General features: G+C 63.2%; 16 protein-coding genes. 5 read left to right on the top strand and 11 right to left on the bottom strand.

Annotation, left to right across the window (positions count from 1 at the left end; genetic code table 11):
* Positions 1-193 precede the first annotated feature (193 nt).
* The 4 genes from GVL04_RS14550 (at position 194) to GVL04_RS14530 (ending at position 7,572) form a co-directional block, all read left to right on the top strand.
* Positions 194-1,552 (top strand): MFS transporter, encoded by a 1,359-nt coding sequence (locus tag GVL04_RS14550; RefSeq protein ID WP_159705809.1) that lies wholly within the window; start codon positions 194-196, stop codon positions 1,550-1,552.
* 127 nt (positions 1,553-1,679) lie between these two features.
* A complete protein-coding gene (locus GVL04_RS14545) occupies positions 1,680-2,846 on the top strand; it encodes a Gfo/Idh/MocA family protein (protein ID WP_159705807.1) in 1,167 nt (388 codons plus the stop codon).
* Positions 2,843-5,797 carry an FAD-dependent oxidoreductase gene (locus tag GVL04_RS14540; protein WP_235036300.1) on the top strand — a complete coding sequence of 985 codons (2,955 nt, stop codon included), beginning with the start codon at positions 2,843-2,845 and terminating at the stop codon, positions 5,795-5,797. Before GVL04_RS14545 ends, GVL04_RS14540 begins: the two co-directional genes overlap by 4 nt.
* A complete protein-coding gene (locus GVL04_RS14530) occupies positions 5,794-7,572 on the top strand; it encodes an FAD-dependent oxidoreductase (protein ID WP_159705805.1) in 1,779 nt (592 codons plus the stop codon). The genes GVL04_RS14540 and GVL04_RS14530 overlap by 4 nt, the downstream gene beginning before the upstream one ends.
* 3 nt (positions 7,573-7,575) lie before the next feature.
* On the opposite strand, the gene GVL04_RS14525 is transcribed toward GVL04_RS14530, so the two are convergent.
* From GVL04_RS14525 to GVL04_RS14475, 11 genes are all read right to left on the bottom strand, one after another.
* Positions 7,576-9,762, bottom strand: a complete 2,187-nt coding sequence (locus tag GVL04_RS14525; protein WP_159705803.1) for a transglycosylase domain-containing protein — start codon at positions 9,760-9,762, stop codon at positions 7,576-7,578.
* Positions 9,763-9,868: 106 nt separating this feature from the next.
* Positions 9,869-10,369, bottom strand: a complete 501-nt coding sequence (locus GVL04_RS14520; protein ID WP_235036299.1) for a sensor histidine kinase — start codon at positions 10,367-10,369, stop codon at positions 9,869-9,871.
* 200 nt (positions 10,370-10,569) lie between these two features.
* On the bottom strand, positions 10,570-11,304 hold the full coding sequence (locus GVL04_RS14515; protein WP_159705801.1) for an aspartate/glutamate racemase family protein: 735 nt from the start codon (positions 11,302-11,304) through the stop codon (positions 10,570-10,572).
* Positions 11,294-12,733 carry an MFS transporter gene (locus GVL04_RS14510; protein ID WP_159705799.1) on the bottom strand — a complete coding sequence of 480 codons (1,440 nt, stop codon included), beginning with the start codon at positions 12,731-12,733 and terminating at the stop codon, positions 11,294-11,296. Before GVL04_RS14510 ends, GVL04_RS14515 begins: the two co-directional genes overlap by 11 nt.
* Before the next feature lie 284 nt (positions 12,734-13,017).
* A complete protein-coding gene (locus GVL04_RS14505; RefSeq protein WP_200846854.1) occupies positions 13,018-13,977 on the bottom strand; it encodes a family 43 glycosylhydrolase in 960 nt (319 codons plus the stop codon).
* A 123-nt stretch (positions 13,978-14,100) separates the two neighbouring features.
* Entirely contained in the window at positions 14,101-15,687 is a 1,587-nt protein-coding gene (locus tag GVL04_RS14500) for a carbohydrate-binding domain-containing protein (protein WP_159705797.1), read from the bottom strand.
* Between the two features lie 29 nt (positions 15,688-15,716).
* Positions 15,717-16,505, bottom strand: coding sequence for a polyphosphate polymerase domain-containing protein (locus GVL04_RS14495; RefSeq protein ID WP_159705795.1), 789 nt, complete (start codon positions 16,503-16,505; stop codon positions 15,717-15,719).
* Positions 16,502-17,200: a DUF4956 domain-containing protein gene (locus GVL04_RS14490; protein WP_159705793.1), complete on the bottom strand. Its 699-nt coding sequence runs from the start codon at positions 17,198-17,200 to the stop codon at positions 16,502-16,504. Before GVL04_RS14490 ends, GVL04_RS14495 begins: the two co-directional genes overlap by 4 nt.
* Positions 17,200-18,363: a bifunctional glycosyltransferase family 2/GtrA family protein gene (locus tag GVL04_RS14485; RefSeq protein ID WP_159705791.1), complete on the bottom strand. Its 1,164-nt coding sequence runs from the start codon at positions 18,361-18,363 to the stop codon at positions 17,200-17,202. The genes GVL04_RS14490 and GVL04_RS14485 overlap by 1 nt, the downstream gene beginning before the upstream one ends.
* Positions 18,360-19,346, bottom strand: a complete 987-nt coding sequence (locus GVL04_RS14480) for a phosphodiester glycosidase family protein (protein WP_159705789.1) — start codon at positions 19,344-19,346, stop codon at positions 18,360-18,362. The genes GVL04_RS14485 and GVL04_RS14480 overlap by 4 nt, the downstream gene beginning before the upstream one ends.
* An 83-nt stretch (positions 19,347-19,429) precedes the next feature.
* A complete protein-coding gene (locus tag GVL04_RS14475; RefSeq protein ID WP_159705787.1) occupies positions 19,430-20,017 on the bottom strand; it encodes a DinB family protein in 588 nt (195 codons plus the stop codon).
* A gap of 174 nt (positions 20,018-20,191) precedes the next feature.
* Between GVL04_RS14475 and GVL04_RS14470 the strand changes: the two genes are divergently transcribed.
* A complete protein-coding gene (locus GVL04_RS14470) occupies positions 20,192-22,564 on the top strand; it encodes a polysaccharide lyase 8 family protein (protein ID WP_159705785.1) in 2,373 nt (790 codons plus the stop codon).
* Positions 22,565-22,575: the final 11 nt, after the last annotated feature.

The raw sequence follows: 22,575 nt of genomic DNA, 5'->3' as shown, positions 1-22,575 counted from the left end.
TGATCTAAGTCCTACAGTCGATCCCAGAGGAACAATCGCCTGTGATCTCGAGCACACCTTCCGGAATCGTCATAACGGCCACCGGATGGGCAGCACAACAAAGCAGCGGCCGGCGATCTGAGCCTCGTCTAATTCTTTGCCGGGCAAGGCACCACGGCGGTGCCATTCCCGCGGCACTCAATGAGGAGACAGTATGGGACACGTGCAGCAGCACTCGCCCTCGGGCGTCAACAACGCGGCATCGCCGGTTGATCACGTCAAAATGCCGAAGAAGGCGGCACTCGCCTCCTTCCTTGGATCCACCCTGGAGTACTACGACTTCTTCATCTACGGCACCGCCGCCGCACTGATCTTCCCCAAGATCTTCTTCCCGGGCGGCGACCCTGTTGTGGCACTGCTCGGAGCCATGGCCACGTTCGGCGTCGGCTACCTTGCAAGGCCACTGGGCGGCTTGGTGATGAGCCACTATGGTGACAAAATCGGCCGGAAACAGGCGTTGATGGTCACGCTGGTGATCATGGGCGTCGCTTCGATCGGCATCGGATTCCTGCCCACGTATGGACAGATCGGCTACTGGGCAACGGCGTTGTTGCTGGTGGGCCGCCTTGCCCAGGGCTTCTCCGCCGGCGCTGAAGCCGCGGGTGCCTCGACGCTCACCATGGAACACTCGCCGGAAGGCCGCCGCGCCTTCTTCACCAGCTTCGTGATGACCGGATATGCATCGGGGATGGTCTTGTCCACCATCGTCTTCATCCCACTGGCCGCCCTGCCCGAAGACCAGCTCCTCAGCTGGGGTTGGCGCGTGCCGTTCTGGCTCTCGGTAGTCGTCCTGGCCGTGGCTTACTGGATCCGGACCCGGCTGGATGAGCCACCGGTGTTTGAAGAGATCGTGGAGCACTACAAGCCCAAGGCGATCCCCGCTGTCGCAGTTCTCAAGACCCAGTGGCGCGACGTCCTGCGCGTGGGCGTGGTGATGCTGTTCTCGGTCATGCAGACCACCTTCACGGTGTACGCATTGGCCTACGCCACGGGCCCCGCCGTTGGCATCGACCGCACGCTCATGCTGACCGTGAACGCAGTGACCATTGGCCTTTCCATGGTGACCATTCCCATCTCGGCCGTCATCTCGGACCGCATTGGCCGGAAGAAAGTCCTGCTGGTTGGTGCCATAGGATGCGCCCTGACCACAGTCGGCTACTTCTGGGCAATCAGCGAGCAGAACATCGCCCTGATTTTCCTGTTCGGGTTCCTGAACATGACCGTCTTCTACTCCTGCTGGAACGGTGTGTGGACGGTGTTCTTCCCGGAGATGTTCCCGGCAGCGGTCCGCTACTCCGGCATGGCGATTGGCAGCCAGATCGGCCTGATCCTGGCCGGCTTCGCACCGGCTATCGCAACGCTGTTGGCCCAGCCGGGACCGAACGGCTGGATGCCCGTAGCCGGCTTCACCATCCTGTGCCTGGCGGCCTCGGCCATCGCCATCATGACGGCCCGGGAAACCTACAACGTGCCTCTCGAGGACCTCGGCAAACCGCGGATTTCCCTCAAGTAGCAAATACCACGCACGACGCCGGGCGGCAGTTCCCAGCTGCCCGGCACCGGCCCCGCCACATCAGTACCGGCCCCGCCGCATCGGCACCAAAGCAAACGACTCATTTGCCCGAAAGTTGGATCACCTCATGTCTTCGTCAGCAACCGCACCCCGTATCTTCCGCGTTGGAATCGCGGGTTGCGGCGCCATTTCCCGCAACCACTTGGAAGCTTTCAGGGCCTTGGACAACGTCCGGATCGTTGGCGTCTGCGATGTGGATCCGGACCGGGCCTCTGCAACAGCAAAGAGCTGGGGAGTCCCGCACGCGGTGACCAGCGTGGATGAGCTCCTCGAGCTGGACCTGGACATCGTCTCCGTCTGCACGCCGCACCCCACGCACGAGGACGTGGTGTTGCAGGCTGCCGCAGCAGGCGTGAACGTCCTGTGCGAGAAGCCCATAGCCACCAAGCTGGAGTCCGCCGAGCGAATGGTGGCAGCGTGCGATGAAGCCGGGGTCCAGCTTGGGGTCCTGTTTCAGCGTCGGTTCTGGCCGGCGTCGCAGAAGATCCGGGCAGCGATCGACGACGGCACGTTGGGCCGCGCCATCATGGCCCAGTGTTCGGTCATGCTGAACCGCGCTCCGGAGTACTACAACCGGGATGCCTGGCGTGGCACCTGGGAAAACGATGGCGGCGGGGTCCTGATGTCCCAGGCCGTGCACCAGATCGACCTCCTCCAGTGGTACCTCGGGGACGTCGCCGAGGTTTACGGCAAGGTCAACACGTACCGCCACGGCGATTACATAGAGGTAGAAGATTCCGCGACGGCGGTCATCACCTTCACGTCCGGAGCCATGGCAACGCTCGAGGCCTCCACAGCAGTGTCGCCCAACCTCGGAATCCAGCTCCGCATCACCGGTGAAACGGGCGCCTCGGCTTCCCTCACGGAATTCCCGGAAGGCAGCGATGGCCGTCTGGACCTGTGGGCGGTGGGCGGGAAGATCGTCGTCGAACCTGTCCATCCGGACGGCGTGGAGCCAAACGTCGACCTGTCTGTCATCAACGGACAGTTGATTCCGTTCCACAAACTGCAGGTCAAGGACTTCGTCCAGGCCCTGGAAACCGGCACGGAACCGGCCATCACGGGCAAGGACGCACTGAAGTCGTTGCGGATCCTTCTTGCCGTTTACGAATCTTCACGCACCGGTCAACCCGTCCGCTTTGCTGAAGTACATCGCGCCCATGCAGCCATTCCCTCCGCCCGCGCAGCGACTGACCAGCTGCGAAGCCGCGGGAAAGTGGCAGGCCAGCCATGAACCCTTCAGCCGCAACACCACTGACCCTGGGCCGCAACGGCCGCACCCCCAAGACCCTCCGGAACCGCCTCGCCTCCGCCCCCATGGAACGCAACTACGGCACCACGGACGGCTACATCACCGAGCAATACATCGACTACCTGGTCACCCGTGCCAAGGCCGGCCTCGGCATGGTCACCACCGAAGCCACCTATGTCCGGGCTGACGGCAAGGGCCGAACCCACCAGCTTGGCCTGCACACGGATGACATGATTCCCGGCCTCCGCCGGCTCACGGACGCCCTGCACGCCGAAGGTGCGCTTGCCGCCGTCGAACTTAATCACGGCGGCCGCACCGCGCAGTGCGCTGTTTCCGGGTTCAAGAACCTCGCGCCGTCGCCGGTTGCGTGCCCGACGGCGGGTGGCGAGGTTCCGCAGGAACTCACGGCTGCTGAATGCTACGAGCTCGTGGCCGCTTACGCTGCTGCGGCTCGTCGCGCGGTGGCCGCTGGCTTCGACGTCATCAACCTCCACGGTGCCCACGGGTACCTGATCCACCAGTTCATGTCGCCCATTTCCAATCACCGGACGGACGAGTTCGCAGCACCGGAGTTCTTCATGAACCTGGTCATCGATGCAGTTCGCGAGGCGGTGCCGGAAACCATCGTGGGCATGAGGGTCTCCGTAGTGGAAGGTCCCTCCGACGGCATCAGCGCTGAGCAACAGGTGGCCATCATCGGCAAAGCCCGTCTGGATAAGCTCGACTTCCTGGACCTTTCCGCGGGCAGTTACGACGCCGGGGAATGGATCGTTCAGTCGGGGGAGTGGAAGCCCGGGATCCTGTCCGACTACGCCAAGGCTTACCGCCGGTTTGGGCTCCCGCTGGGGATGGCCGGACGGCTCAACAGTCCGGAAATCATCGAGGAAGTCCTGTCGGAGGGAACCTGCGATTTCGTGAGCCTGGCCCGCGCCATTCACGCAGATCCCGCGTTTGTTGGCGGCGTGCTGAGGGGCGAGCGCTACCGGCCTTGTATCGCCTGCAACGTGTGCATCGACAACCTCGGGCTGGGCCAGGTGACCTGCACGGTCAATCCCGCGGTTGGGCGTTCACGTGTACCGGTTCCGACGCCAGCCGTCCGCCCGTCGTCGCATGTTGTGGTGGTCGGTGCTGGTCCTGCAGGACTCACCGCTGCCCGCGAACTCGCCGGGGCCGGTGCCCGCGTGACGTTGGTGGACGACGGCGCACGGCCAGGTGGGCAGTTCGCCCTCGCCGAGCGCATGAGGTCCACGCCTGACTTCCACCGCTTCGCCGACTGGTCGGCGGCGGAAAACGACCGATTGGGAGTGGAGGTCCGCTTGGGTTCCCACGTTGATACATCCGACGCTGGCGCGCTGGCCCGTGATTTCGGCGCCAACGCCGTTGTGATCGCTACCGGCGGCCGACGGCCCGCGGTTGGGTTTATCGGCCGTGATTCACCTGCTGTGTCCGATATCAGGGACTGGCTGGCCGCCCATCCTGAGATCCTCGAGGGCGACTTGTCCGGTTCGGCTGGCCCGGCGCCGGAAGCCGTGACCATTTGGGGTGCCGATTCCGTGGCCATGAGCGTGGCCGACACCCTGGCGTCCCAAGGAACCGCTGTGTTGATCGTCGGCCCGCAGGAAGCGTTGGCACCGGAATCCGGACGCCGGGCCAAAATCCTTGCCGTGCCCCGTCTGGAAGCCAATCCACGGGTTCGGATTTTCCTCTCCAGCAGCATCGAGGAGCTCGACGGCAGCAGGGTTCGAATCCGCCGTTCCGGGATGGACGACCAGTGGATCGAAGCTCCGGGGGAGCTGTTGGTATCCCGATCTGTGCTGCCCTTGGACGGACCCCTAACACTGGAGCAGCGGGAAGTGGAGCTGAGCCTGGCCGCGGCCGTCCCCGTCGCCCTGGCCGGAACCGTCGTCGACAGGACGCCTGCCATCGTGTCCAACGCCGTCAAGAGTGGGTATGACGCAGCCCAACGAATCGCGGCCTCGCTGTCCGCCCGCGCTGACAACGCTGACGTCGCTGACATCGCGGGAACGGTGCCGGATCGCCGGACCCTTACGGCGATCTCGCAGCACACCGGCGATCTCACGGTCTCTGACGCAGTCCCAACCCGCAGGCTGGGACTCGCCCAGCTATCCCTCGTCGGGACAGCGCCACCGGATTTGGTGAGTATCGCCGCCGAAGCCGGGTTCGACTTCATTGGTGCACGGGTAAGGCCCGTCACCCCCACCGAGCGTCCGTACAACCTTCAGCCCGGCTCGCCCATGCTCCGCGAAACCCTTGCCCGAATGGCCTACACCGGGATCACCGTTGAAGACATCGAGTTCCTGCTCCTGGACGGCACCGGCCTACAGAACGGGATCGATCAACGCGAAGCCTGGCTGCAGATGATGGAGGCTGGCCAAGCGCTGGGAGCGTCCACCCTGACTGTCGCATGCGCTGATCCGGACCTCGACCGTTTCGGGGATCACCTGGCACAGATGACGCAGGACGGCAAAGCGTATGGAATTGTCCCCACCCTGGAGCCCATCGCGTACCAGGCCGTCCGGTCGATCCCGCAGGCCGTCGCGCTCGCGGACCACGCCGACTGCAAAGTCGTGGTGGATGCGCTCCACGTCAACCGATTCGGGGGCTCATGGGCCGAACTTGAAGACGCCGCGGACCTGGTGCCCTTGATTCAACTCTGCGACGGGCCGGCCAGCCCGCCGCCAAGCAGGGAGGGGCTGATCATGGAGTCCCGCTCCGAGCGGGGTGTGCCAGGGAAAGGCGAATTCAACCTCCCGGCCATGCTCGCATCGTTCCCCGGAAGCACCCCGGTGAGCGTCGAAACTCCTTCCGACAGCAGCGTGGCTGCCATGGGTGAGCTGGCCTGGGCCAAGCACCTGAAAGCAGCAGCAGATTCCGTCCTCAGCACGCCGGTATTTACCTGGAGCAACAAATGAACAACAACCTGCCTCTCCCTACTCTTGACGGCGACGTCCTGGACTGCGACGTCCTTGTCATCGGCTCAGGTGCCGGCGGCCTCTCAGCGGCGGTGACGGCTGCCTTCCACGGGCTGAAGGTGATCGTGGTGGAAAAGTCCAGCGTCTGCGGCGGTGCAACGTCGTGGTCCGGTGGCTGGGCGTGGGCACCCGGCAACCCATTGGCAAAGGCCGAGGGAGTCAACGAGGACAAGGAGACCTTCCGGACATACCTCCGCGAGGTTCTCGGCGACGACTACCAGGCCGGGAAGGTGGATGCATTCCTTGAGGCTGCTCCGCATATGGTGGGCTTCTTCCACAACAGGACCTCGGTGCAGTTCGTTCCCGGCAGAAAGATCAATGACATCTACGGCAATCTCTCCGGGGCCGGCAAAGGCAACCGTTCCGTGGGCCCCAAGCCGGTTAACGCACGAACCATCAAGCCGTCCCTGCGCGCCAAGATGCGTCATCAGCTCTACGAAACCTCTTTCCTTGGGATGGGCATCATGGCCGGCCCGGACCTCAGCAAATTCCTCTCCGCGTCCCAGGGCAATCCCAAAGGCATCTTCCATGCGGGCTGGCGCTTCGGGTTCCACCTCCTGGACCTGCTGCTCCACCGGCGCAACATGCAACTGGTCAACGGCACAGCGCTGACCGGCAGGCTCATGAAATCTGCTGACGATCTCGGCGTGGACATTCGTGTCTCCACCCCCGCCACGGCGTTGCTTAGCGATGACAACGGCAAGGTGACCGGCGCCGTCGTGCGTGGTCCCGAAGGTGGGCTGCAGATCAACGCGAGCCGCGGCGTCGTACTGGCAACCGGCGGATTCCCCCATGACGTGCGGCGTCGCAAGGAGCTGTTTCCAAAGACACCCACCGGTCTTGAGCACTGGACGCTGGCCCCGGCTGAGACAACCGGCGATGGCATCAACCTGGCCCAATCCGTTGGTGCGCGCTTCAAGACCGCAGTGAAGTCGCCGGCCGCGTGGTGTCCAGTGTCGCTGGTTCCGTACCGCAACGGCCGGACAGGGGTGTTTCCACACATCATGGACCGTGCCAAGCCCGGCAGCATCGGTGTCCGCTCCGACGGGAAGCGGTTCGTGAACGAGGCCAACGGCTACTACGACTACATCGAGGCTCTCCTGGCCGCCACACCTGAGGGCGAAACCGTAGAGTCGTGGCAGATCGCGGACAGCAGGTTTGTGCGCAGGTTCCCGCTGGGAATGGCCAAGCCGCTGCCTGTGCCGCTGTTTCCGTACCTTAGGTCCGGCTACCTCACCAAGGGCCGGACGATCGAGGAGCTGGCGGCGAAGTGCGGCATTGACCCCACAGAACTGAGCCGAACCGTGGTCAGGTTCAATGCCAACGCACGTGACGGCGTCGACCCCGACTTCGGACGCGGCGGAACGGCCTTCAACCGCTACGGCGGGGACCCCACCAACCAGCCAAATCCGTCCTTGGGGCCCATCGAGAAGGGTCCGTTCTATGCGGTCCGAGTGGTGCCGGGCAGCTTCGGGACGTTCGCCGGTGTGGACACTGATGGGAGTGGACGGGCGCTCAATAACGACGGCGGACCAATAGACGGCTTGTACGTCGCCGGCAATGACCAAGCCAACGTCATGGGCGGCCATTACCCCGCGGGCGGCATCAACCTGGGACCGGCCCTGACCTTCGGATACATCGCGGGCCGTCACCTCGCTGGCGTGGACAATTATGAGGATGACGGCACACACGCGAACGCCGAGGTCGTTCTCTAGCCGCTACCGCCGTGGCACAGCAGGTGCGGGTGTGACGGGCGCCGGCGCTGGAGGGGGAGCAGGCGCCGCGAAAGGCCCGCTGGGGTAGAGGGCCGTGGCTTCCATCATGTAGTTGGCCCACTGCGGTCCGGCGATCATATAGCCGTCCAGTGACTTGTAGAACCTGCCGTTGATCGTGACATTTTGCCCCGCGCGCTGCTGTCCCGCCGACGTATCACCGAAGAACGACGCCGTGGCGAGGGTGGTGGTGTAGCCGGACACCCAGGTGGCGCCGTTGTTATTGGACGTGCCAGTCTTGGCCGCCACAGGGACCTGGGTCTGAACTTTGGGGTTGATGTAAACGCCGGAACCCATCTTCAAGACGTCCTGCAGCACGGCATTAACGCCACGGGCAACGGCTGGCTTCACGGCGTCCCGGCACTCCGGCTTTTGGGCCTCGAACTGCCTGCCCTGGGCGTCGCTGATCTCGGTAATAGCCATGGGTGCGCAGTACGTGCCGTCGTTGGCGAAGGTTGCGTAGGCGCTCGCGAGGACAAGTGGCGCTACGCCGATGGAGCCCAGCAGGTTACCGATCTGGTGCATGTTCACCGGTGCGTTGTCGAGACCGCTGTGCAGGCCAACAGTGTCCACCATCTTCTGGATACCGCAGAAATCCAGTTGGGCAGCCGTGGCGAACGTGGCGGTGTTGATGGAGTTGTAGAGGCCGTAATTGATGGGCATGGCCCGGTAGTAGCCAACATCGTTGTTTTGCAGGTCGTCGTCCGCGCCCAGGTTGGCGTTCTTCTGGGCCGTGCTGTAGCCGCCCAGCACCCTGCCGCAACTGTCACGCCATGGGAAGCCAACCGGGTAGACCCTTCGGGACGCGTCCACCACAGCTGTTGGGTTCTTGCCTTCGTTGAGCCACTCTGCGTAGATGAACGGCTTCATGGTGGAACCGGGCTGGAAGCCTCCGGCGCCGTTGAGGTCGTAGCCGTTCTCGTCCTTTGCATCCACGTTGAAGTTCAGCTGGGTATCGTATTTTCCCTCTTGTGGAACGAAGACTGTGTTCTGGGCCATCGCCAGGATTTTTCCGGTGCCGGGCTGCACGGTGGTCATGGCGGCGCCCCACTTGTCCGGGTTGTCGCCCGCGGAGGCGTCCACTTGAGCTTGCGCGGCGGCTTGGAGCCTGCTGTCCAAAGTGGTGGTGATGGTGAGTCCGCCCCGATACAGCAACCGCTCGCGTTCATTGACTGTTGAACCATATGTCTCGTCATTGAGGATGAGGTGGGAGACATAGTCGCAGAAATAGGTGGCAATCGACGCGCCTGCGCAACCTTGCAATGAAGGCGTGATGTTGAGCTCCACAGGAGTGGCCACCGCGACTCCATGGTCCACGGCGCTGAGCTTGCCTTGTTCCAGCATCCGGTCCAGGACGAGGTTGCGCCGGTTCAACGCCGCCTCCGGGTCAACGGTGGGGTCGTAGATGCTGGGCCCATTGACCAAGCCGGCAAGGAGCGCGGCCTGCGGCAGGGTCAGGTCCTTGGCGGAAGTGCTGAAGAAGTAACGCGAGGCGGCTTCAATGCCGTAGGCGTCCCGGTTGAAGAACACGATGTTCAGGTATCCCTCAAGGATCTGGTCCTTGCTGAACCGCTTCTCCAGTTCCAGTGCGAGTTTGACCTCGCGGAGTTTGTCTCCCATGGTCTTCTGGCCGCTGAGCACCACGTCCTCAGGGCGCCCCTCGGACAGACGCGATTCGTTGAGCACGTTGGTGACGTATTGCTGTGTCAGGGTGGAAGCCCCTTGCCGGGTTCCCTTGGTCAGATTGGAGCTCAGCGCTCGAATAATACCCTGCGCATCCACTCCGGCATGGTCATAGAAGCGGTTGTCTTCGATGGCCACGATTGCCTCGCGGATGAAGGGAGACATCTGATCAAGCGGAACTTTTACCCGGTTCTCAGCGTAGAACGTCGCGATGTGCTGGCCGTCCGCTGTGACCACGGTGCTGGAGAGTGACGGGGAATCGACGTTCAGCTGGCTTGGCAGGCTCTCGTAGAATCCGATCGACCCGCCCACAGTGGTGCTCGTGAAAGCAACGACAGGCACCACCAGTCCGGAGATCAGCACGCCGCAAAGAATGCTGATGAAGAAGTACCCGAAGACCCTGAGAAGGACCTTGCCGAGACCGAGCTTGGGACCCTTGTTGTGCGCCATTTTCGTGCCATTCCGTCGGGATGTCAGGCTGAAAAGTAGCTACAGAATACGTCCGGCAACGCGGTTGGGCCATGCTTGGGAGCCCAAATAAGGTCCCAAATCGGACTCAATCCAGCGGCAGCGTCACCCGCACGCTGGTGCCCCGCCCAACCGCAGAGTCGATGTCGACTGTCCCGCCGGCGTCGTGCACTGCGATGGACATCAGCAACAGTCCGAAGCCATGCCGCCGGCCGCTGGGCGCGGCGTGGATTTCAAAACCGCTGCCGTCGTCCGTGATGGTGAGCTGTATGCCGTGGTAGACGGCGTTGAGGCGGACGGTGAGCTCGCTGGCGTTGGCGTAGTTGAGGGTGTTGCTGAAGGTCTCCTGCGCCACGTGATACAGGAGCGCAGCGGCCGAGGACGAGATCTCGATGCCATGATGCGGGGTGTGCCAATGCACCTTCACCCCATTGAGACGGAGCGGAGCAGCGAGCCGGTCGATGCATCCTGCGACGCCCAGTGCGTAGAAATCCACGGGGTGCTGGTCCTGGATGATGCCCTTGATGGACACCACCTCGGTTAGTGCTGATGACTGCTCCATTGCGTCCCCCACATCGATGTCTTTCATACTTGAGATTCGTTGCCGAAACCCCTCGGTATTGGTGCTTCGACTGATTCCAGCGTGGCGCCGCTATATCAAGGAACCTTTTCGATTGGCTCAAGTTCGCATCAAGTTTGCGGGGGAGGCTTGCAGAGGTGGCCAACCTCGTGGGTGGGTACTCAAAAGCGCCCGACGACGGCACTTGAGTGCCGTCGTCGGGGTACCGCCTAATTCGGCTGCTTCGTCAGGGACAGTGCGTTGAGCACCAGCCGGCAGGCGCTGGGAATCGGTTGGATGATATCGACGGCGGTCATCCCGGCCAGCCGCCGGGCGGTGGCGCTGAGTGGGCCGCCGGCAATGATGACGGCCTCGGCGTGGTCGGTCTCCGTGGCTGATGTGACCGCCTGTGCCAACTCCTGGAACTGCCGTTCAGGGTCTGCCGCCAGGGCCAGGGGCTCCGATTGCGTCAGGCGCACACCCGTGAAGTGCTCCTGGAATCCGTGATCGGCCACGAGTTTGGCCAAGGCTTCCACCAGCAACGGCGTACTCGTTGCCATGCCGAAGCGGCGGTGTTGGCCGTCTGGCCCATGTGCCGCGGCCTTGACGGAGCCTTGTCCGATGCCGATCACAGGGATGTCCAGTTCGTGGTCCAACCGAGCCCTCCCCGGATCACCTATCGCCGCAACAATCACTGCCGCCACCCGGCCGCCGTCGGACCCGGAAAGGTAGTCGTTCACCGCGTGGTGGACGTGCGCCTCGGACTCTGCCAAGGAGACCGGATCCACAATCATGGACGGCCCAGCGGCCGCGCTGATGCCCACGACCTGGAGGCCCTGTGGTGCCAAGGTCTCCTTGGCCAAGTCCACCATCATGGCAGTAGTGCCGGAGTTGGTGTTGGGATTGACCAGCAGAACTGTGTTTGATGCAGGCACTCCTTCAGGAACGGGGAAACTAGTGTCCATAGATCGCGGCCTCCTCGTCGCCGCTCGGTTCAGCGTCTTCCTCCAGCGGCTTGTTGAAGGTTTCCGGCGGGAACTGGACCACGATGGCCAGGACGATGAACAGCACCGCCAACGTGGTGAACATGCCTGGCAGCCCTGCGGAATCGAAGACAGCTCCAGAGATGAGCGGGAACAGGCCGCCTGAAAGTGAGCCCGCTGCAAGGATGATGGAGGTTCCGAAGCCACGGGTGCGCGTTGGGTAGAGCTCGGGTGCGAACAGCCAGATTGTGGTGTTCAGGATGATGACAGAGAAGTTGAACAGAACCCCGAAGACCACAATGAGGACAATGTCGGTGGCAAGGAAAGCCATGGACAGGCCGGACAGGCATCCGAGAAGTGCTGCCGCTGTCAGGACCTTCTTGCGGGGGAGACGACTGGCAAGGTAGGCGGCAGTACAGGCGCCCAGCAAGGAACCGGACTGCATGATCAGAGTGAACCAGAGACTGGTGTTCACGGCATAACCCCGGGAGACCAGGATGGTGGGCATCAGCGTGAGCATGGAAATCTGGGCGGCGTAGGACATGCAGACGGCGATGCACAGCAGGACCGTGCGCTTGAGGAGCTTCCCGCGCAAGGCGTCCTTCCAGTGCCCTGACGACTTGGCCACTACGGGGTCGGGAACTGCGGTGATGTAGGTTTCGGGATCGTTGATGGGGCCGGAAAGTTTGTTGCGGGCAAGCCGGGTGATGACCAGGTTTGCTTCGTCGATCTTTCCTTGTGAGGCCAGGAAACGGGGAGTTTCAGGAACGTACCGCCTGAAGAACATGACCAGGAGGGCAGGGATGAACAGCAGACCGAACACCCAGCGCCACTTGTCCGGGCCGTCGAAGAGCGTGAAGACCAGGATGCCGAAGGCCGGGGCCAGCATGTTACCCAAACCGGCAGCGGTCACGTTGATGAGCCCTACCGCCGTGCCACGGTGTTTGGCGGCGAAGAATTCGGCCATCATGATCACGGCAACGGCGATTTCGCCTCCGAGTCCGAAGCCCACAACGAAGCGGCCTGCGGCGAGGATGGGGTAGTTCGGGGCTACGGCACAGAGCAGCGAGCCGCCGGCGAAGATGATGAGGTTGATGACCAGCATGTGCCGCCGGCCGTATCTGTCGACGATGAGGCCCGTCGCCAGCCTTCCGAGTGCCGTTGCCGTAAACGTCATTGTGTTCAGCAAACCGATTTCGGTGGCACCCAATCCCCATGACTGGCGGAGGATGGGACCGGTGATGCCTACGGCATTTTGTTCGAGTGCATCGAAGAAGACGCCCAGCAGGATCATGAAGACAATCTGGCGGTGGGCGCCAGTCACCCCAATCCGCTGATACGCGCCTTCGATTTGTTTCGCCAGGGTTCCGGTCCGCGGTTTTGCAGCCTCCTGGGCAAGGTCTTTTTCCACAGTGCGCTCCTATCTGAGCTCTGAAGGTTCATTCATTGCCACGTGAATGGTTCCGTCATGCGGAATACGAATATCACATGAGGGAATGTGATGGAGATTACACTTTGGGATACCAAAAGGCCATGGTTGGCGTGTAAACACAATGTGACCGGAAGCTCAATGCGAGGGTGTGGACCATGGCTTCGTGACCTCTGTTGAATGGTCGGGCGCCTGAATGCATACCAAAAAGGTTGATTTTTGGCCTCTTAGATGCCAAAAGAGGTCAGGAAGCCGCGCCTAAATCGCTAGGAGGGCTCACCAAGGACCGGCCGGGCGTCCGCGTTCCGATCGCAACGTAGTATGCCATCGCTCACCGTGAGCTCAGCGACGAGGACCGACGATCGGCGGCTTTGAATGGTGGGATGGCCTTCTTCAGTGCGGTCCGGGTGGGTGAAGTAGAAGATCCAGGCCCGGCCATCGTTAACCACTACGTCCGCGTGGAGCCCGGGTCCTGCATCGTCGGTCCGCCGGAATCTGTCACCGATGGCGCCTCCCAGAATGGTGCCCTGTTTCTCCCAGGAGTCGAGGTCGGCTGAGCGGTACACCTCTTGGCCGGACCAGGTGTCCACGATCATCCAGTACCAGCTGCCAAGCCGGAAAACGTTGGGGCCTTCATGGCCGGTGGGTGTGGTCAGGACGTGTCCGCGCACCTTCCAGCGGTAGAGGTCATCGCTGTCCGCCGCCCACGTCTCCGATCCGCGCACCTCATCCTTGAACCACATGCGGAAGCCGCCGCCCGGGAGTTCGTGCACGCAGGCATCGATCACCCGGTTGGAGCTCAGGGGTACCACTCCGTGATGCGTCCAGGCCAGCAGGTCGGGGCTGGTGTAGTGGTGGATCTCCATGGCGTGGGGGTTGCCGTGGGCCGGGATGCCCCGGATGTAGCTGACGTACATATGGAAGGTTCCCGCGTGCTCAAAGATCTCAGGCGCCCAGAAAGTGTTGTGTCCCCATTCGAAGTCCAGGCCTTCGAGGGTTCCCCGGTAGTCCCAATGCGTTCCGTCGGCCGAGGATGCGACCCCCAGTTTGGAGCCGTAGAGCCAGCTCAGCCCGTCCTCGAACGGAACTGTGGTCCGGCGGTTGGTGTAAATCATCCACCAGGCTTGCTCGTCAGGGTTGTAGATGACGGTTGGATCCGCGGCGCCGTCCTCGATGGGGTCCCTGAAGAGTGGCGACCTCACCGGGGTTCTGGCTTCATTGCTCACGGAGGTCCTTACTGGAGGGTTTGTTAGCGCTAACAATACAACCCTAGGCACCACGGGAAAGCGCGTCAATGGGCGGGCCGGATCGAAATCCTGCCCGCCCATGCCGTCGGACCGACGTCACATCTACCAGCGGCCGCCACCCCCGCCCGGGCCCTGCGCTTGGGTGTACTGGCCCGCGGTCACGGTTCCTTGCTCCTCGGCGCCTTCGATGGAACCTGTGGTGACGCCGGCCTTCGCATCGGCGCTGCCCCCGGTGTACACCGTGTAGATTTCACCATCAGTGACGGCCGAAGAGGAGAACACCAAGGACGCGATGGTCTTGGTGGTCACGAATGTCGCAACCACAGCCCCCGAAGAGTCAACGATGTGCACGGGCGTGCCAGCCGATACCGAGGAGTTGAAAGTCAGCTGCACCCCCGACTGCGTGGACGAGGTACCCGGCGTGACTGCCATTCCGGCGCTGCCGGCCGCGGCTACTGTTCCGCCCGTTACTGTCAGTTCGCCGTTCACGTCGAGTGCGCCGTTGCCGTCGTTGGTGGGCCCGTTGACTACAACAGTCCCGCCGGAAATGGTGGCGTTTCCGTTGGAGTCCAAGCCGTCGCCCTCTGAATTGATGGTGAGCGTTCCGCCGGAGATGTCCACGGTGTAGTCACCGGCTGCCATCTCGCCGCCACCACCGGGTCCACCCATCCCACCGGCGGCTGCGCCGGTATCTCCTGAAGTGGAGGAACCACCCGAGGCATTCACACCGTCGTCGTGAGCGGTGACGGCGACGTCGCCGCCGGTGATGGCGATGTGCTGCGCCTCCAAGCCTTCCTCGGATTCGGCCACGGTGACGGTACCGCCGGAAACGGTCAGGGTGTTGAAGGCCTTCACGCCGTCGTCGCCTGCGTTGACGGTCAATGAACCGCCGCTCACCAGCAGCCAACCGCGGCCTTCGTCAGTGTCGTTGTCCGCCTTCACCCCGTCCCCGCCGGCAGTCACCTGGTAGGCGCCGTCCAACAGGACCGTGTAGTCCTTGCCCCGGATGCCATCGTCCACGGCGTCAACGGTGACTTTCCCGGCGGCCAGCACCAGGCCGTCCTTGGAGACAATACCGTCGTTGGATTTTCCGTTGACGGTGAGGGATCCTGTGCCGGCAATGGTCAGGTCGGCCATGGAGTAGAGCGCTGCGTTGGGAGCGTCCTCGCCTTGGTCGGCGTAGGTGGTGGCGTCGGTTAACGTGTTGGTGCTGCCGTCTTCCAGGTACACGATTGCCTCGTCCGCGCTTTGCACCACGAATGGTGAGCCTGATGAGTTGCCCAGATCCACGCCGTCCAGGATGATCCGCACCGTATCCGATTCGCCGGCGGCCACCACGATCTGGCCGTCGCTCAGCGAGCCGCTGAGGCGGTAGGTTCCGGCCGCACTGATGGTCACGGTGTTGCCGTCTACGGCCACGCCGGTGGAGGACGACGACGTCACTTTGCTGCCGCCGTCGGACAGGCTGATTGCCACTTCAGCCGCAGTGTCCCACGTGAGGTCGTCGCTGTCGTAGTGGGTGTCCTCCTCGATGGTGGCGGCGGTGACTGCCTGCTGGGTGGTGGTTGTCGTGGTGGAAGTGCCAGTGGTGCCGGTGGACGTCGAGTTGGTGGCGGCTGTGGAGCAGCCGGCCAACGATATGGCCAGGGCGACTGCGGCAACGGAAAGGGACGTGCGGAAGGAGCGCATGGTTGATTCCTTGGTCTGTGGAGGGAAGGTCAGTGGAGGGGGCGCAGGGGCATCCGGCGCCGAAGAGTTTGGTTCCAGCGGTTGGCCGGCAGCTCGGGATGGAGTGCGGCCATTCCGGTGGCGAACTTGGAGATGCGGCACGGCCGGACGCCGTGCGCCCACAAGTGCCGGTCCAAAGGGCCAGGGGCGGAGCCGGACTTGGTCTCCACCACCACGGCGTTGTCCAGGACCCACGGGTGGCCGTCCGGACTCTGCCAAGTGACGTCGGAGTCGATCGTCGCGCGGCTCCCCGATTCGGGAAGGTACAGGGTGGTGCGGTCGTAGCGGGTGGACAGGACCGGCTCCAGCGGACCGAACGTGACATCGCCGATCGTGGCCGCCAAGGTTTCATTGACGTACGCAAGCCCTTCGTCGGTCAACCGGTCGCGGTCGGACAACTCGTACGGGATGCGTTCCTTGACGGTGGCCTCACGGGCGCCTTCGGTCTTGACCTCCAGGAAGCTCACGGCACTGTCCACATACGTGCGGGTGCGAACCTTGAACCTTCGACGCCGGCCATGTGCGGCCAACATGTAGCTGTCCAACCCGGGGGTGTCGAAGTACACGGAGTCGTAGTCGAAGGTCCGCTTCCCCTCCATTTCCAGGACGCGGGCTTCGGTGTTGAAGGTGCTGAGGATCTTGCGGGCGGTGGCCGATGGAACCAGATACTTGCGGTCAACCCGGGTCAGCAGCGCGGCCTCCGTGGTGAGTTCTTCAAGCCCGACGGCGGGTAGCTGGCTCAGTTGCGGAATGATCGCTGGGGAGTCGATGCGGCTCATGCGACACCGGCCGAGGCGGGTACGGACTGTTGCGGTGCGGGCTGCGTGGACTGTGCAGGCTGTGAAGAAGGTTCCGGCAGTTCTTCCGGCGCAGGCGAGAGCGCCCCGGCCGGCTGGTTGAAGCCAAGCTGCGCGTGTCGCGGCTTCTGCTGTGGGCGGACCGCGTACCGGACGTCCACGATGGTCTTGTCGTTGACCATGTCCAACTCCTGGATGGTGGCCGAGTGGACCGTGCCGTTGAGGACTTCCTCCAGCCGGGCGTAGAGCTCGGGTTCGTTGTTGATGGCCCGGTCCAGCACTACGGTCTGGTGGCGGTAGGCCGGGAGGACCTTGGGGTTGTCGCCGACGAACATCACCAGCAGGACCAAGGCCATGAGGGACAGAGTCAGCCAGAGCGGCTCAACGCCGATGCCCGCGATCAGTCCCAGCGCCAGCGCCGAGAAGTAGTAGGCCACCTCGTGTTGGGCGAGTTCCGTGGACCGGAGCCGGATGATGGAGAGAACACCGAACAAACCAAGTCCCAAGCCAACCCCTGCGGCCGAACCCGACAACGCTGTAGCGACTGCAAGAACACCGACGTTCATGCCGAGGTAGGAAACTACCAGGTCACGACGCCTGTGCCGGCGGAGGTAGAGGGCGAGCGTCAAAATGGTGATCGCGGCCAGGTCTGCCGCGATGAGGATGATGGTGTTCATCAGTTACTCCGGAATCTCTTGGGGGATTGGTTTCCACTTTTCCCGGTCATGCTGTGCTGAAACTGTGCCGGGACCAAGGCTGGGATATGTGTTTCAGGGAAGGCTGGTTCCGACGGACCAACCGGTGCCGTTGAAGCGGCGCGGGCCTTGCGGGCGAAGAGGAAGCGGTGCTGCACGGCATAGCTGATACCCAGCAGCGCGGCCTCCGTGAGGATCTTGGCCGGCAGGTCCGGAACCGAGATGGAGGTGAGGGCCCAGATGGCGGTGTAGTTGGCGGCCAGCAGCACAATCACCAGGGCCACATAACCCGTAGCCGCGGCACGCAACGAGGTGTCCTTCCCGTGCTCAAACACCAGGCGTCGATTGACCACGAAGTTCACGGACGCACTGACCAGGCGGGCCCCAAGGACTGCAACAAGCAAGGAATCCGTGACGGCGATGAGGACCAGGAACAACACCAGGTCCACCACGAACGCGGACAACGATGAGCCGAGGAACTTCAGCAGCGGCGCATAGATCCTGATCGAGTCAGCCACAGGCCTGAAATGCGACCCCGAGTTGTGGTCCAGATAGACCGTGGCTATTTCCACGCTGTCGATGCCGTAGCCGGCCTGTTTAGCCTCGAGCAGCAGATTGAGTTCGTACTCGTACCGCTGACCGCGGACAGTCACAAGCCACGGGAGCATGTCAGCCCGGTAGCCCCGGAGACCGGTTTGCGTGTCCGTGATCCGTTGACCTGTAGCGAGCCTGAACAGTCCACGGGTCACCGTGTTGCCAAACTTGCTCCGGGCAGGGACGTCGCCTGTGAAGTTCCGGCAGCCAAGGACCATCGCCGCGGTGACATGGCGGACACGGTCGGCAACGGCCAGGATATCGGCTACCCCGTGCTGTCCGTCGCTGTCGGCACAGACAACGTCGTGGCCCGGGAAGCGCTCCGCGATGAAGGCAAAACCGCTCTTGAGCGCATGGCCCTTGCCGCCGTTCACGGCGTAACTGAGCACATGGCACCCCAGCCGGGCGGCGTCGTCGAACTTTTCCTGGTAGTCCGGTCCGGAGCCGTCATCCACCACCACGATGGTCAGCCACGGGTCCGCTTCCTGGAGCCTTTGAACGAGGTTGATGAGCTGGTGGTCCGGCTCGTAGGCCGGTATCAGGGTGATCATGACTGGGCGATGTAGAGGATGTCGGAGGTGCCGCGCTCTTTGTTCTCGCCGAGCGGGTTGTTCACCAAGGAACCGTTGAAGTACATGGTGGAGGAGCCGCCGCCGTCGATGTTGTACGCGGTAGTGGCGCCCAGGTCCTTCATGATCTGGGCTAGTCCCGTCATGGTCACACCGGCGGAGTAGCCCGGGCTGCGGCCATCCACCACCACGAACACCAGGTGGTTGTCATCAATGACGCCCACAGCTGTGCGCGGTTGCTCGCCCTGGATGGAGTGATTGCCGAAGTTGGTATCCACCTCCACGTCCTCGATGCCCGAGGCGATCTGGCCATTGTCCAGCAGCGACGGCCCGAAGGAGAGCGTGTTCCAGACCCCGTCCGCGATGAGTTGCTCGGCTGTGGTGCTGGTTTCGTCGTACACCTTCACGGTGCCGTCCTTGTAGAACGCCAAGCCCTGCCGGGCACCTTCGTCCCGGTACACCACGCCGTTGCGGATCACGATGCCCGTGTCCCGGAAGCCGTAGTAGTCGCCGTTGATGGCGAAGATGGCGTTGTGGTCTTCGGCGATCGCAGAGGTGTTCTCCGTGATGTTCCCGCCGTAGGTATCCTCGGCGAAAGCCGACTTAAGCGTGGTGGCGTCATCAAGCACGACGTCGGCAACGTAGTAGGTGACGGTGTCGTCGCCGCTGCCGGTGGTCACCGTGGAGACGGTAACGCCCGTATCGCCCGAGGTGTAAGAGGTATCCGTGACCACGGCGCTCGCCGATGTGTCAGTGGACGTCTCATCCGTCGAGCTGTTGGTCGTAGTGCCGGCCTGGCTGGCTTCGTATTCCGAGACGTTGGTGATCTGCGCGTGAGGAATGACGAACCGGTCCAGCGCCCAGGCTGCGGCACCCCCGGCAGAGAGAGTGACCGCCAGGACGGCGGAGACGACGACGCGCCGGGTTCGGCCGCCCTTACGGTTTTCAGTCTGTGGAGGAGTCATTCCTCATTTGTACGGAGCGAGGCTACGCCGGAGGTTTGCCCAACATATGCGTGGGCTGTGAAAGGTTCAGGGCTGCGGGAGGTTCAGTAGTGGCGGCGGTCAGCCTCCCGGGCCGCTTCCTCGATACGGTAGCGGTGGGCTGCCCATTCCTCGGAGTTGCGCGCCGGAATGTTGGGATCGCCCGGCCTCTGCCCAGCGGAGCCGTCAATGAACTCGCGGATGATGTCGGCGTGACCCGCATGCCTGGAGGTCTCCACGCACATGTGCACCAGGATCTGGTGGAGCGTCACATGCTTCTTCTCCTCCGACCACCACGGCACCACACCCGGTGCGTCCAACGGGAGGGACTCGATGGTCTCATCGCTGTGCTTGGCAGAGAAATGATGCAGCTCCAGGATTTCCTCCCGGGTCTCGGTGACGGGTACCCACATATCGGAATCCGCTTCGGCGTCGTCCGCCAGCCAGGGCATGTCCCTGCCGCTTGGACGTCCGAAAGTCACCCCGAAGTAGTCCAGTTCCACGCTGGCCACATGCTTCACAAGACCCAGCAGGTTGGTGCCCGTGGGCGTCATGGGCCTGCGGGCGTCATACTCGCCAAGGCCGTCCAGTTTTCCGAGCAGGTCCGCCCTGCGGAGCCGCAAATAACCGAGCAACATCGCTTTGTCATCCATGGGAGCACTCTACAGAAGGGGTATGACAGAAATGGGACCCTACGTTCAGATGCGCGGGCAAGGTACTGCTTTATTCCTCCCTTCCACCTCGCGTTGACTACAACGCAAGCCAGTGGAGGGCACCGGCCAAAAGATGCCGGACCATGCCCATCCACGAGTGTTAGGAGCAACTCCTTGTCACTTCAATTCCCTCGCAGGACCCTTCTTCAGGGTGCCGGTGCCCTGTCCCTGGCAGCAGTGGTCAGCTCGATGTTTGCCGGAAACGCCTGGGCCGAAACCGAACCGGATCCCGCACAGTTCGCAGCGTTGCGAAACCGCTGGGTGGACCAGATCACCGGCCGCAACGTCATCCAAGCGGGAGATCCGGATTTCGCCAAGGCGATCACGGGCCTGAACAGCAAAGCCGCTGATTCCTTGGCAAAGCTCAACCGGGTGCCCGGCCGGACGTCGGTCTTCACGGATCTGTCCTTCGCCAAGGACGCTGAGATGGTCACCACGTACACCCGTCTGTCCCAGCTCGCCACGGCCTGGGCGACACCGACGGCGGCGGTGTTTGGGGATGTCTCGGTGCTGGCAGACATCAAAGCGGGACTCGCTGACGCCAACACCCTCTGCTACAACGACGCCAAAGAAGAGGTTGGCAACTGGTGGTCGTGGGAAATCGGTGTGCCCCGGGCCTTGGCTGACACCATGGTCCTGCTTCACGCCGAGCTCTCCGCCGCTGAGATTCAGGCCTACTCCGCTGCGATTGACCACTTTGTCCCTGATCCTTGGCTGCAGTTCCCGCCGAAGCGCGGCAAGATCACCTCAGTGGGGGCAAACCGGGTGGACCTGTGCCAGGGAATCATCATCCGGTCCTTGGCCGGGGAGGACACGCCGAAGCTCCAGCACGCCATCGCCGGGCTCAGCCAGGTGTGGCAATTCGTCACCAGCGGTGACGGGATCTTCCATGACGGCTCGTTCATCCAGCACAGCACCACGCCCTACACGGGCTCCTACGGTGTAGTGCTGCTGAACGGACTGTCCAAACTGTTCGCACTGCTTGGCGGCACCGGCTTCGAGGTCTCCGACCCATCACGCAGCATCTTCTTCGACGCCGTAGAGGGATCATTCGCGCCGCTCATCATCAACGGTGCCATGGCCGATTCCGTTCGTGGCAGGAGCATCAGCCGCGAAGCAAACACGGGATACGACCTTGCCGCGACCAGCATCGAAGCCATCCTGCTCCTGGCCCGTGCCATGGACAGCGCGACTGCAATCCGGTGGCGGGGTCTCTGCGCCGGTTGGATCACGCGCAACACTTATCGCCCCATCCTGTCGGGAGCCAGCGTGCCCCGGACGGCCTTGGTCAAGGAGCTGCTGGCGGCCGGCGTCGCGCCCGTGCCGGAATCCCCGGGCCATCGGCTCTTCCCGGCCATGGACCGCACCATCCACCGGGGGACCGGGTGGGCGTTGTCGCTGTCCATGGCCAGCAACCGCATCGCCTGGTACGAATGCGGCAACGGTGAGAACAACCGCGGCTATCACACCGGTTCCGGCATGACCTACTTCCACACGGCGGACCTCGGCCAGTACGACGACGCCTTCTGGGCCACCGCCAACTACAACCGCCTTCCGGGCACCACGGTGGACACCACCCCTTTGCCGGACAAAGTGGAAGGCGAATGGGGCGCCGCCGTCCCGGCCAATGAGTGGACCGGGTCCGCCGCATTTGGCGAGGTAGCCGCCGTCGGACAGCATCTGGTGGGTCCCGGCCGCACCGGCCTGTCGGCCCGGAAATCCTGGTTCGTCAGCGGCGACGTCACCGTCTGCCTCGGCGCCGACATCACCACGGGTTCCGGGGCCAGGGTGGAAAGCATCGTTGACCACCGCAATCTTCACCAAGGCAACAATGCACTCACGACGGCGTCCGGCACCATAGCGGAAACGGCCGGCAACGCTGTTGTGCTGAGTGACGATCGTTGGGTCCATCTGGAAGGATTCGGCGGCTATGCCGTACTCGACTCCTCGCAGCTGACGGTGCTCCGGGAAAGCCGTTCCGGAAGCTGGTCGGGAGTGAACATCAACGGCAGTACCACTGTGCAGCAGCGGAACTTCGCCACCATCTATGTTGATCATGGCGCCGGTGCTGGACCGAAGAGCTATGCCTACCTGGTAGCCCCGGGGGCCTCAGCCAAGGAGTGCAGCAAGCTCGCAAAGGGCAACAAGCACGTGGTGATCCGCAACGATGCCACGGCGCAGTCGGTGGAATTCACAGCAGAGAAGACCACAGCGGCAACGTTCTGGAATCTAGGTACCGCAGGCGGCCTGGGAGCTTCCGGCCCGGCATGCGTGGTGTTCTCCCGGCACGGCAATGCGCTCAGCCTGGCCGTCAGCGAGCCGACGCAAAAGGCGGCCAGTCTCACGCTCACCCTTCCGGAGGGAACGTGGTCAAGCGTGCTGGAAGGTGCGGGCACTCTGGGGACCGACGCCGCTGGCAGGACTACCCTGACGCTGGACACCGCCGGGCTCAGCGGCCAGGCACAGGTAGTGAAGCTCCGCCGCTAGATCTTCGTTGC

The organism is Arthrobacter sp. 18067, from assembly GCF_902706295.1.
Lineage (GTDB): Bacteria > Actinomycetota > Actinomycetes > Actinomycetales > Micrococcaceae > Arthrobacter.
This window is presented reverse-complemented; position numbering and strand designations above follow the sequence as displayed.